The sequence below is a fragment of the Bombilactobacillus folatiphilus genome (assembly GCF_023380265.1).
GTDB lineage: Bacteria > Bacillota > Bacilli > Lactobacillales > Lactobacillaceae > Bombilactobacillus > Bombilactobacillus folatiphilus.
This window is the reverse complement of record NZ_CP093366.1, coordinates 345,095-357,393: the sequence shown is the minus strand read 5'-3', so window position 1 is coordinate 357,393 and position 12,299 is coordinate 345,095. Positions and strand designations below refer to the sequence as shown.

General features: G+C 41.2%; 14 protein-coding genes and 1 other RNA gene. 4 read left to right on the top strand and 11 right to left on the bottom strand.

The window, feature by feature from the left end:
* Nucleotides 1-4: 4 nt before the first annotated feature.
* Nucleotides 5-1,222, bottom strand: coding sequence for a NupC/NupG family nucleoside CNT transporter (locus MOO45_RS01720; RefSeq protein ID WP_249514708.1), 1,218 nt, complete (start codon nucleotides 1,220-1,222; stop codon nucleotides 5-7).
* 284 nt (nucleotides 1,223-1,506) lie between these two features.
* On the opposite strand from MOO45_RS01720, the gene MOO45_RS01715 reads away from it, so the two are divergent.
* Entirely contained in the window at nucleotides 1,507-2,157 is a 651-nt protein-coding gene (locus MOO45_RS01715; protein WP_249514707.1) for an HD domain-containing protein, read from the top strand.
* Here the strand turns inward: MOO45_RS01715 and MOO45_RS01710 are convergent, their stop codons facing one another.
* The 10 genes from MOO45_RS01710 to ffs all read right to left on the bottom strand — a co-directional run bounded on the left by MOO45_RS01710 (nucleotide 2,158) and on the right by ffs (nucleotide 9,521).
* Nucleotides 2,158-3,018: an alpha/beta hydrolase gene (locus MOO45_RS01710; RefSeq protein ID WP_249514706.1), complete on the bottom strand. Its 861-nt coding sequence runs from the start codon at nucleotides 3,016-3,018 to the stop codon at nucleotides 2,158-2,160.
* A 96-nt stretch (nucleotides 3,019-3,114) separates the two neighbouring features.
* A complete protein-coding gene (locus MOO45_RS01705) occupies nucleotides 3,115-3,846 on the bottom strand; it encodes an acyl-[acyl-carrier-protein] thioesterase (RefSeq protein WP_249514705.1) in 732 nt (243 codons plus the stop codon).
* Nucleotides 3,846-4,718: a 16S rRNA (cytidine(1402)-2'-O)-methyltransferase gene (gene rsmI, locus MOO45_RS01700; RefSeq protein WP_249515123.1), complete on the bottom strand. Its 873-nt coding sequence runs from the start codon at nucleotides 4,716-4,718 to the stop codon at nucleotides 3,846-3,848. The genes MOO45_RS01705 and rsmI overlap by 1 nt, the downstream gene beginning before the upstream one ends.
* The gene (locus MOO45_RS01695) at nucleotides 4,718-5,050 is read right to left on the bottom strand and encodes a DNA replication initiation control protein YabA (RefSeq protein WP_249514704.1); all 333 of its coding nucleotides are present in this window, start codon (nucleotides 5,048-5,050) and stop codon (nucleotides 4,718-4,720) included. Before MOO45_RS01695 ends, rsmI begins: the two co-directional genes overlap by 1 nt.
* A gap of 12 nt (nucleotides 5,051-5,062) precedes the next feature.
* A complete protein-coding gene (locus tag MOO45_RS01690) occupies nucleotides 5,063-5,989 on the bottom strand; it encodes a hypothetical protein (RefSeq protein WP_249514703.1) in 927 nt (308 codons plus the stop codon).
* Nucleotides 5,989-6,315, bottom strand: coding sequence for a cyclic-di-AMP receptor (locus MOO45_RS01685; protein WP_249514702.1), 327 nt, complete (start codon nucleotides 6,313-6,315; stop codon nucleotides 5,989-5,991). The genes MOO45_RS01690 and MOO45_RS01685 overlap by 1 nt, the downstream gene beginning before the upstream one ends.
* Before the next feature lie 4 nt (nucleotides 6,316-6,319).
* Complete coding sequence (gene tmk, locus MOO45_RS01680) at nucleotides 6,320-6,958, bottom strand: dTMP kinase (RefSeq protein ID WP_249514701.1); 639 nt, start codon at nucleotides 6,956-6,958, stop codon at nucleotides 6,320-6,322.
* Between the two features lie 45 nt (nucleotides 6,959-7,003).
* Nucleotides 7,004-7,603: a recombination mediator RecR gene (recR, locus tag MOO45_RS01675; RefSeq protein ID WP_249514700.1), complete on the bottom strand. Its 600-nt coding sequence runs from the start codon at nucleotides 7,601-7,603 to the stop codon at nucleotides 7,004-7,006.
* Nucleotides 7,604-7,621: 18 nt separating this feature from the next.
* The gene (dnaX, locus tag MOO45_RS01670; RefSeq protein ID WP_249514699.1) at nucleotides 7,622-9,358 is read right to left on the bottom strand and encodes a DNA polymerase III subunit gamma/tau; all 1,737 of its coding nucleotides are present in this window, start codon (nucleotides 9,356-9,358) and stop codon (nucleotides 7,622-7,624) included.
* Between the two features lie 75 nt (nucleotides 9,359-9,433).
* Nucleotides 9,434-9,521: signal recognition particle sRNA small type (ffs, locus tag MOO45_RS01665), an RNA gene on the bottom strand.
* Nucleotides 9,522-9,737: 216 nt separating this feature from the next.
* On the opposite strand from ffs, the gene MOO45_RS01660 reads away from it, so the two are divergent.
* From MOO45_RS01660 to MOO45_RS01650, 3 genes are all read left to right on the top strand, one after another.
* On the top strand, nucleotides 9,738-10,271 hold the full coding sequence (locus tag MOO45_RS01660; RefSeq protein WP_249514698.1) for an Ig-like domain-containing protein: 534 nt from the start codon (nucleotides 9,738-9,740) through the stop codon (nucleotides 10,269-10,271).
* 29 nt (nucleotides 10,272-10,300) lie between these two features.
* On the top strand, nucleotides 10,301-10,792 hold the full coding sequence (locus tag MOO45_RS01655; protein WP_249514696.1) for a hypothetical protein: 492 nt from the start codon (nucleotides 10,301-10,303) through the stop codon (nucleotides 10,790-10,792).
* A 171-nt stretch (nucleotides 10,793-10,963) separates the two neighbouring features.
* Complete coding sequence (locus MOO45_RS01650; RefSeq protein WP_249514695.1) at nucleotides 10,964-12,241, top strand: DUF1542 domain-containing protein; 1,278 nt, start codon at nucleotides 10,964-10,966, stop codon at nucleotides 12,239-12,241.
* Nucleotides 12,242-12,299 lie beyond the last annotated feature (58 nt).

Below are 12,299 nucleotides of genomic sequence, written 5' to 3'. Positions count from 1 at the left end.
CCAGCTACCACACAAACAAACCGACAGTAGCCGCGGATAAAAGTGAAACCAAAATTCCTGAAACTAAGAGATAACTAATATTTTTAGCGATATAATTATTTTTTTCACGGTCAACCAAATCTTTAAACGCTCCGATAATCATACCGACAGTTGAAAAGTTGGCAAACGATGTTAAGAAGACTGTCAAAATAGCCTGATAATGCGGGCTAAAGTGTTTAATAATTGAGGAAACTTTCCCCATCACCACAAACTCATTGGTGACTAATTTGGTACCCATATACTGGGCAAACTGAAAGGCATCTTGGACATTTAAGCCCAAGAGCCAAGCAAAAGGAAACATAACGATTCCCAATAAATGTTCCAAACTCAACCAAGGATTGATCAAACCCAAACATTTATCAATTAAGTTTGCTAAAGCAACAAAAGCAATCACATTAGCAGTAATAATTAAAATTAATTTTCCTGCGGCAAGAATTGAATCACCTAAAAAGGAGAAGAACGGTTCACGTCCACTAGTTTCTGAATCATCTGTTTGTCCCGAAACAGTGGCAATCGTATCTTCACTAGGCGTCACACTCACAGGATTCATAATACTAGCCACAATAATCGCATTAATGATATTCACAGGCACTGCCGTTAAAACAAATTGCGCAGGTACCATCTTGGTATAAGCTCCCAAAATGGATGCAGTGACACAACTCATGGACATCATTGCAATCGTCAAATTGCGCTCTTTACTCATTTGACGTAACTGTAATCCTGAAACCGCCAAAGCTTCTGTATTTCCCAAAAACATCATTTCAACGGAAAAAAATGATTCAAATCGAGGTTGACCGGTCACTTTGGCTAAAATCTTGCCAATCCATTTGATTACCCATGGTAAAAAACCAATATAGGTCAAAATATCAAACAGTGGAACAATTAATAAAATCGGCATCAATGAACTAATCACAAAATCCATGTTTTTAACATGAACCATGCTTGGCAAAGCAAACGCAATTCCTGAATAAGCCACCTGAATTAACGCGTTGAAGCCGTCGGCCGCCCCTGAAACAATTTGACGCCCAACTGCAAAGCTGGTTAAGAACCAAGCAATGACCAAATTTAAGACTACCATGACAATAATTGAACGCCAATTAATTGCTTTTTTATTCTTTGAAAACAAAAACGCAATGGTCAAAAAGACTATTAATCCAACTGCATTGATAACTAAGTATGACACTGTACACTCTCCTTAATATCCGTTGTGACATTGTGTATAGGCCCAAAAATAACATTAATATTATTGAGCTCATTTTTTGACCCACACTAATGTCGAAACAATCGCTAACACTCCATTTCCCAACTAAAATCTGTGTAGATTTATTAGCGCCCTAAATTACGCGACGACCCATTGCCCAAAAACTTAATATCAAGTTACCAGTGTTTCCAGCACACATCACCTCCTTTGATTTTGCATTTCAAATCTTCTTTATGTTATGTTGAATTAAAAAGAGGCGCTTTTATATGAATCTTATGCAAATCCAATCGTTTGCCCAAAAAACTCTAGGTAACGACGTCAGCGGACATGACTACAATCACGTTTGCCGTGTCGCGAGCTTAGCGGTCAATTTATACCAAACAGACCAGCCGTTAACGCCTGACATCACCGCTTTGTTGCAAGCAGCCAGCTTATTGCACGATACGATTGACGATAAGCTTACAGATGATATTTTAAGCCGAAAGCAACAACTTATGCAATTATTAACTGAAGCAGGATTTGACGAGTCGCAACAACAAGAAATCATGCAAACTATTACCAAAATGTCCTTTGCCCAAAATCTGCAACACAAACAAGTTTTACCAACCTGGGGGCAGTATGTTCAAGATGCCGATCGCTTAGATGCTTTAGGAGCAATTGGGATTGCGCGAGCCTTTGCATACGGTGCCAGCCACAAGCAGTTGCTTTATGATCCACAGCTCAAGCCTATTGAACTAACCTCCAAAACTAACTATCGTCAACATCAAACAACGACGATTAATCATTTTTATGAAAAATTATTTCACTTAGAACAACTGATGAACACAACAGCCGGGCAACAGTTAGCGCACCAACGAACCACTTACATGCGCAACTTTGTACAACAATTTTCAAAAGAATGGCAAGGTCAAATTTGATTATTTTGCCCACAAAAAGTGGTCAATCGCTCGCGCAACTTGCGGATTTTCATGCAACTGACTGTGCTGGGCCTTAGCACCCTTAATTTCTAATTCTTGATAATGAGTCTGCTTTTTCACCAAAAAGCCCAGTGATTTAGCAGATACGACCGTCACATCACCATCAGAATTGGTACCATCATCAAGATTGCCATAAATATTCAAGACCGAAACATTCTTTGGAAACTGTTGACGATTGCGTTTCAAATACCGATAAGTAGCATCTTGCTGCTGTGGTTCACCATTTTGTTGCAAATGATTCTGATTAGGCTGATCATCCTTGCCCACAATACCATCAAAATGGCCCGCAACATTGACTTGCTGATGCAACTTAGGCAAGCCTTTTTTGAGTTTGGGCGACATTTGATAATACATTGTCGTTAAGTTGCCCATTGAATGTGTCACCGTATTGTATTGTTTAATTTGATAACGTTGTTGCAAGGCTTGCAAAACCTTTGCAAACCACCGACTGGTTTGTTGATAATCCGTATTTTTATTATCTTGGAAGACAACTTGCACCAACGGATGTTTCACACGTGTCCCCCATTCGCCCTGCAATTTGACTTTGCCTTGAGGTGATACGACAGCCGTCAATACCTTTTGCGCCTGATCATGCTTTTTGGCGTAATTAATCCAATAATCAGTGGACTTCGCACCCGCACCATAACCGTGCAGATAAAGCGTGGGAACACTTTCAGATTGATTCGTCGTAAGCGGCTGAGTGGAACGCCAAGATAAAATCGCTAGCAAAATAAACAAGACAACTATCATCAATCCTAGACTAACGCGACGACCCCAAGATGAGGTCTGTTGTTTTTTCATGACATCAATCCTTTAACTATAATAATTACTAATAATTGTAGCAGTTTTTTCTAAAAATTACTGTATAAAAAAAGATTCTTTCAGAAAAGAATCTCGTTAATTCTGCTGCCAAACGGCTTGCGCTTGGGCATTAATTCCAGCAGATGTTTTAATTAAATGATGAGTGGTCAAGCCCTCTTGTTGCACGAAACTTTCCACGGTGTCACCATACTGCACTTCTTGTTCGTACTTAATATCCAACTGCTGCAATTGATGTGCCATCAAAAAGTCGCGCCCCAACGAATCAAGCATCCAATCCAAATAAACAGCATTATTCACATGACCATTAATATCAATATCAAAAAAACGTGTTGGATACGCGATTGGCTGGTCGGTATGTTCCACAAGATCAATACGTGGAAACCGCCAAATTTCTGTGGAATAAGGACAGTTTAATTGTTCCATAATTTCAGACTTAATGACCATCATTTTACGACTTTGGATATCCAACATCACCCAATTGCTGGTCAATTTCACAATTTCTTGCCCCGAAGCATCCTGAACCGTGAAAGTACGGTAACAAAAGAACTTATTATAACTATTGGCTTCTGTGGTGATGCTGATTGCTTCATTCAAGTGTGGCATCCGCGTAATTTCTAAATGATATTTCGTGACCACCCAACCAATTCCTTGCGCAACCATATGTTGCGAATCAATGCCGACTTCTTTTAATTGTGATTCGGAAACCCACAAAATCTCATTAAATAAAGCCGATAATTTCATATTTTTGGTCATATCAATATCAAAATAAGGAACGGTTAATGATTCTGTATATTGTCTCTTGGACATTAGTCTGACTCCAATCCATGATAAATATTGTAAACGTCTTGACGATTTTCTTGGTACTCATGCGCCACTTTTTTAATGGCAGCATTCGGTTTTATCCCAGCATCAACTTGAGTTTGAACTAATTGCTTTAACTGTGCATCATCTAAGTGTTTTGCCACAGCGGTCGGCGTTTTTCCAGCCACTAAAATAACATACTCGCCGCGTGGTTCGTGCTCTTGAAAATAAGTCTGGACCTGCGCCAATGTTCCGCGCAAAAACGCTTCATGCACCTTGGTTAACTCCCGAGCCAAGACGACTTGGCGCTCCTCTCCGACTGCCTGAATTAAAGACTGAATCGTTTTTTGAACGCGATAAGGTGATTCATACAAAATAAAGGTGACACTTAATTGTGCCAATTGTGCCAATTCTTGATGCATTTGCGTCGCTTTACGGGGTAAAAAACCATAAAAATAAAACGGTTGGGGTGCTAAACCTGAAGCAATTAACGCTGTTAAGGCAGCATTCGGTCCGGGCAACGGCACGACTTGAATCCCGGCAGTAATACAAGCATTCACCAGCTCCTTACCGGGATCGCTAATTGAAGGCATCCCAGCATCACTGACTTGAGCAATGGAAAGCCCATGCTGCAATTTTTGGAGCAATTCAGGAATCCGCTGTTGCGTATTATGCTCATGAAAACTAATTTTAGGCGTTGTAATTTCAAAGTGATTTAACAATTTTTGCGTATTGCGGGTATCTTCCGCAGCAATTAAGTCCACATCTTTTAATGTTTGGACAGCCCGCGCGCTCAAGTCTTGCAGATTACCGATCGGCGTTGGCACCAAATATAAAACCCCAGTGGCCTGTGGTTGAAAACTAGCCGTTTCTTGAATCATTTAGAACCTCGCTCACCATAAATGACATCTAGGCAAAAAGCACATTCTTCATGTCCATCACGATGTGCACCATACATCACGGTACAAACGTGAAAGCCGTCTTCATATAATTTTTCCAAAGTTTTGCGCGCATGTGGCAGTTCGAGCTCTTTTTTATTATCCATTTCGCTCAAACGACTGCGCAAATGCTCATTTTCAATTTTTAATTCCGCGTTTTCTTCCAAAACTTGCGAAATATTATCTTTCATTTCCGCCAAAACTTGCGTCAAATCTTGGGCCACATGTTGCAATTCCGCAAATTTCGCATAATAATCCGTTTGTTGTTCCATGATCAGCCTCCCTTAACTAGCAGTTGTTAATTGCAGTGCCCATTGTTCCAAGCAATTTTCAAAACTGACATTGGCTCGCCATAATTTTTGTGCGTGTAAGAATAACGTCATCATCCGCTCTAAAACATTGCGTTGGCTGCTATCGTCCGCCACAGCCATCAATTGTTGTGACAACACATTGGCTAATAAATTAAAGAAGAGTTGTTGCTGGACTTGATTATCAAGATTCGGCAAAACTTTTGCACTTACATTAATAAAAGCCTGTCCCGGGCGAACTTGCAAAATTTTGAACCAATCAGTCGCTGTCTTTTTGATTGTATCAAATTGTGCAGGTGATAAATCCGCTACCCAATTTTCCAAGTGTGCATCCGTAATGAGTTGAATATCACTTTGAGCAAATTCTCGCTGCTGCAATTGCAAGTTAAAATTTTGATCCGCTTGATCTTGCAAACTAAGTAACTGCACACGTGACAAAATTGTCGGCAAAATAGCGGCCGCATTGTTGGCTAATAAGATTGTCGTCACTTGACCACTGGGATCTTCCAAAAATTTAAGTAAACTATTGGCTGCGGCAGTCGTCAACTTTTGTGCTGCTTCAATCACCAAAACCCGCCGACTGCCTTCTAGTGGTGTCTGCTCCATAGCATGCTTGACCGCGCGCATTTCATCTACACCAAAACTTTTTTTGGCTGTCGCTAGCCACGTTATATCCGGAAAATCTTGTTGGCTAATCCGCTGGCAATAATTACATGCAAGACAAGGATAACCATCGTGAACCTGTGGACAAAATAATGCCTGCAAAAACCACTCACCAAACGCATTTAGTTGTTCAGGATTGGCTCCGACAATCAAATACGCGTGCGAAATACGCTGTTCGCCAATTTGATTAGCCACTTGTTTAGTTGCCTGCGGTTGCTCCGTTGTAATTGTTTTCTCCATTAGAAGTGAACCAGCTGTTCCATTGGCAAGATAAAGACAGTTGCCCCGCCTACCGTGACTTGGATGGGTTGTTCGGGAATCTCCCCTAGCATATTGGTGGCGATTGCAGTAGAAACATATTCTTGCCGCATCTGCGAATTAGCCTTGATGATGTCTAAAACGTTGTCTAACTGCTCATCTTGAATTCCCATCAAAAAAGTTGAGTTCCCGTTCCGTAAAAAATTACCCGTTGTGGATAACCGTGTGGAACGAATTTGCGCTTGATTCAAGGCCTTGCTCAATTTGGAATGATCCTTATCTTGTACAATAACAATCAATAACTTCATGATTTCATCCTTCTTCTTTTAAACAATGCTTAATTTGCGTTAAACCTTCAGCAGCGACTTGTGCAGGGGATTGCTGAGCATCAATCCGTTTCATGCGCTGGGGATTTTCCAGTAATAATTGTTGATATTGCTGTTGCACCCGTTGATGAAACGCTAATTTTTCTTGTTCTAAGCGATCCTCAGGCTCCACTCGGTGTTGCTTAATGCGCGCCAAACCTACTTCCACCGGTATATCAAAATAGAGTGTTAGTTGCGGCAAGAAGCCCCTAGTCGCAAATTGATTAATTTGCGCAATCGCTTGCGTGCCTAACTGTCGACCCGCACCTTGATAAGCAATCGAACTATCCACATAGCGGTCACTAATCACAATCTGACCTTCTTTGAGCGCTGGTAAAATCACATCTACTAAATGCTGGCGCCGTTGAGCCGCATACAACAAAGCTTCGGTTCGTGCATCCATTTGCGTGTTATCCACATCCAAAATGACTTGGCGGATTTGTTCCGAAATAACACTGCCCCCCGGTTCTCGGGTTAAAAGGATCGGTTTTGTTGTAAGTTCGGTTAAATTGGCAACGATTGTTTGGGCAGCTGTTGACTTGCCGGAACCATCGGGACCCTCCAACGAAATAAATAATCCTGCCACTAATTTGCCCACTTTCTCCATTTTTTCTTAATTGTATAAATAAAATTAAATTGGTTGCCGCCCTTCGACGGCACGTTGCAAAGTCATCTGATCAGCGTACTCAATATCCGCACCGACGGCCAAACCATGCGCCAAGCGCGTCACTTTAATTCCTGATGGCTTAATCAATTTGGCCAAATACATTGCCGTGGCTTCTCCTTCAGGGGTCGCATTCGTGGCTACAATAACTTCTTTTAAATCAGTATTTTGCTTCAACCGCTCTAATAAATGCTTGATCTGTAATTCGTCAGGACCGACGCCGTTCACTGGTGATAAGACGCCCCCTAGCACCTGATATAAGCCATTATAGCTTTGCATTTTTTCCATCGCCATAACGTCTTTAGGTTGCTCCACCACCAAAATTTGCTGTTGATTTCGACTGGCACTTTGACAAATATCACACGGTTCAACATCAGTGATATTGCCACAAATATGACAATAATGCAGTTCCTGTTTAATAGCTTGCAAACTAGCGGCAAATTCCTGCACATCTTCATTATCCATATCAATGGTAAAAAATGCTAGGCGCGTGGCGGTTTTTTCGCCAATGCCCGGCAATTTCATATACGAATCAATCAATCTATTGACCGACTTGGGATATTGCATCTGTGGTCTCCTTTATTCTTAATCTTTTTTGACCTCGACTAAATCTTTGCCAAACAAATCTTGAGCTTGTTGAACTAATTTTTCGCCCTCATCAACTTGAGGCGTTTTTGTGGCAGCGTGAACTTGATGGCCTTGCAAAAATTGTTGGCGAATTTTCGGCCAATCTTGTGCTGAAACCAACACCACTTCTGCGTCATTTTTCAAAAGTTGATCCAAGTTATTTTTTAACATGGATAACATTTCTTGATTACTCATCACCCGTTCAAACCACATTGCATAGTCAAACGCCACAATCACGCCTTGACTACTAGCGGCTACAGGCTTGGAAACCTTCATAACTGCCCGTTGCGTGACACTCAGCATACTCATCAAATCCGGCCAAACTTCTTTGACCGTATTCAAAGCCTCACGTGTCGCCGCTTGTAAAATTTGATTAACTTTAACTTGATCGACATGGACTTTGGGTTTAGCAGTGGTGTGACTCGTATTTTTTGGCTCACTAGGAGCTGGCGTTGCACCCGCTGCCGGCATGGTTGGTGCTGACGTTGTCTGATTTTGTTGAACTTGCGTCTGCAACTGCGCAACTTGTTGTTGTAATTGCTGAATTTGTTGTTGCAACTGTGCTAATTGTTGGTCATCAACGGCTGCATTGGAACCAGCTGACTGAGGAGCCAAAAGATCGACTAATCTAACCGTCAAAACTTCCAAAGCAATTAAGGGGCGATCGGTATTTTTTAATTCTTGTTGTGTCGTCGAAGCTTGATTAATCAACTCGTATAATTGTTTAAAATTCCACTGTGTTCGTAATTCCAACACATCTGGCGCAATTAATTCTTGATCCAACTGTGACAATAATTTGGGATCACTTTTTGCCAATAATAAATCGCGCCCGGTTTCCATCAACGCATCCGTGAAGCGATTTGCCGAACGCCCGCTAGCCATAATCTCATGCAAAGACTGCAAAGCTACCACTGCATCTTGGTGACCAACAGCTGTAAGATACTGCGCCAATTGCTGTTGATTGAGTGCGCCCGTCACTTGCAATGCACCGTCTAACGTTAGTTGACCTTGACCTAACGATAACGCTTGATCCAAAATACTCAACGCATCGCGCATGCCGCCTTCAGCAGCTTGGGCAATCGTGTCTAAGGCTTGATCATCATAAGTTAACTGTTTCTCTTGCAAAATAAATTGCATTCGCGTTAACAAATCTGCCGCTTCAATCCGACGAAAATCAAAGCGTTGCGTCCGCGAAATAATCGTCGCTGGGACTTTTTGCGGTTCGGTCGTTGCCAAAATAAAAACCACTTTGGCTGGCGGTTCTTCCAATGTTTTAAGCAAAGCATTGAACGCCCCTGTTGAGAGCATATGCACTTCATCAATAATATAAACTTTATATTCCGCTTGCGTGGGCGCATATTTCACTTTATCGCGAATATCACGAATTTGTTCGACACCATTATTGGAGGCAGCGTCAATTTCCAGCACATCATTCAAACTACCATCGGTGATATCTTGACAAATACTGCATTGATTGCAGGGCTCACCATCGGTTTGGTGAGGACAATTAATTGCCTTGGCTAAAATCTTGGCACACGAAGTTTTACCAGTGCCGCGTGGACCTGTAAATAAATAAGCGTGACTGACTTGCTGTTCCATCACGGCATTCTTCAATGTCGTTGTGATCACTTCTTGCCCAACCACATCGCCAAAATTTTGCGGACGCCATTCACGGTACAATGCCTGATAAGCCATTTAACTCCTCCTTCATGGTTTGTTTGATTTCATTATACTAAAAAACTCCTAGCTAAAAAGCTAGGAGCGTTAAATTTATATCAAAAGGCACATGATTGAACCTACTTAGTGCTGCTTTCTCTCGAACCTGACACGATTCATAAGCCAACCATTGCCTCAGGCCTTACGGCAATGAACATTATAATTGATTTGATTTTTTTTTGCAATAAAAAGTTCGAATTATCCAAGAATTGTTCAACCAACCACAAATAATTCTCTCCACTCTTCTAAAATCCGAATTTTTAAATTTCAGCAGGTCTTTTCATTCGTTTTTTCAAGGAATAAAGCTTATGTTGAAAGCGTAATCTAAATTGATTAGATAATAAAGGAGTGAGTACTTATGTTGAGAATCAAAAAAAGGAATCTTTTGATTACAGCACTATTAGTTTTTTTCCTATCACTGATTCATATGTCGATGAATAATATTCAAGCGGCGGCGTTAGATCCAAATGAATATATCGACAGTCTTCAGTACGGTGATAGTGAACTCTATGATGGTGGCACTACCCAATTAGATGTCACTTTCAGTGAAAAGACGGCTAATTCTATCCAAAGTGGTGATACGATTACGTTGAATTTACCGCCAGAATTAACGGGAGTCAACGCGACGATTACTTTGAGCGAATATGCAACCGCTACCATCACTAGCGGGCAAATCGTCATCGCTTTCAATAGTAACGTGGCTAGTCATACCAATGTTCGTGGCGATTTTCATTTGAATCTTCGCGCCAACATGGATAATAATCCTAACGATAGCCAAGTCGTCGATGGTAATTTAGGATTGAATAACCTGCCACCCAACAATATCACAATCAACAAAATTCCTGCCCCAGATGTGTATCCTTTTGGATACAAAGGCGGGTCGCCGATTTAACCGATCCCACCCTCTTAAGTTGGTATCTCGTGGCTAATGGTAACAGTGAAGAAGCTAACGGACCGATCACAATTGTTGATAACTTACAACCCGGACATGATATTTTGTGGGACACCTTCACAATTGACGGCTTACCAATCAGTCAATTTGAAAATAATGGTACCGCAACTTTCACCCAGATAGGTGCTAATGCATTTAATCTTGTCTTACAACCAGCACTTGTTGACCACGTTTACGCGACGATTAATTATCAAACACGAATTAACGAAACAGAGATGCAATTCAATGATTTGCGCAATGACTTTACCATGGCATATGGTGATCCTAGTGATCCGCAAACAATTAATGATACAGGAACGGTTACAAATATTGCTAATTCTGGTGGTGAAAGTGAAGCGGATGTCACTCAGGCCAAAACCGAAGCGATTGACGATATGACTTCAACCGCTAATTCGACAATTGATAATATTAATGCTGACAATAGTTTGACAGCTGCACAAAAACAAGACTTAACTGAGTAAATTAATCAGATTGTTGCTGCCCAAACGCAGGCGATTAATAATACCAACACGGTCAATGATGCCATTGCGGCCAAAGATAGTGCGATTGACCAAATCAACGCTTTATACGCTGATGCTACGTTAAATAACAGTAAAACAGCAGCGATTAACGTCATTCAAGATGTGGCTGATGTGGCTAAAGAGCGTGTGGATCAAAACCCATGCTATTCCACCGAGCAAATGACCGATCTTAAAAACCGAATTGATCAAGCCGTGAGTGCTACAACCACCGCTATCAATCAAAGTACGACATCGGCTGATATTGAACAACAAAAAAATACGGGTGAAATCAATATCAACGCTTTAGCTGACGATGTGGCTTTGGAAGAAACACAGAGTGAAGCCGAAACAGATTTAGCCATTGTGAAAAATGAAGCCGAAGATGCGATTAACAATTGCGATCAGCTCATCAGTTCACAACGAACAGAATTGCTTGCACAAGTTGACAGTCAATATAATTCCGCTTTGCAAAGTATTCAAAATGCCCAAACTGTCTGTGAAGCTAATGACGCTTATCAAGCCGGCCAAGACGCCATCAATAAAATCTTAACAGATAACGATGTTTATGATCCTATTTCGACGCCGACCCAACCTTCCAACCCTACTTTGCCAGACAATAGTGTGCAACTATCAGTTTTCAAAGTTAATTCCATTGATCAATTGAATTCTTTAGCTTTACGGAGCAAAGACCAGATTGATGAGAATTCTAGCTATACTGACAAGCAAAAAGATCACTTAAAAGGGCAAGTTGATCAAGCGTTAACCAAAGCGATTGATAGTGTCAATCAAAGTACCACCCTCGATGAAGCCAATCCAAATCATAGCCTTGGTCACCGAGACATCAGCAGTTATGCTGCTTATATCGACCATAATTCATTGAGAGCCTTGAATTTGCAAGAATTAGATGATGCCCAGACTCAAGCTAAAGCACAAATTCAAGCTTGTGACCTAGATGCTGGTCTCAAACAAACGTTATTAGCTCAAATTGACCAATTACACCAAGATGCCGTTGATCAAGTTAACACCGCCCAATCATTGGAAACAATGAATGCCGCAACCCAGACTGGTTTGGATAAGATTCAAACCGTCTTGACGGCTAATAATGTTTGTCAACCAACTGATGACACCACCGATCTCGATAATGATGTCACCCCAGTTGATCCTAGCAAACCCGCCAATTCTCAACTCGGAACTTTGCCTACGAATAATACCGTGACAACTCCCGGTTCTGCGGCTGGAATTAGTGCTAAGAGTGCCAACAATAGTCAAAACAATACGAACGATCCAAAGAGCCAAGGCTTCTTACCACAATTAAATGATGGTCAAGCTGATGCTAGCTTAATTGTTTTAGGCTTAATCGCCGTTTTGGCAGTCCTTGGAACCATGGTTTACAAGAAACAAACACACTAATCAAAACTCCCCCTCGTCATTAGTGTGTTCGATCTAAATAACCCGCAAGACCAAAAAT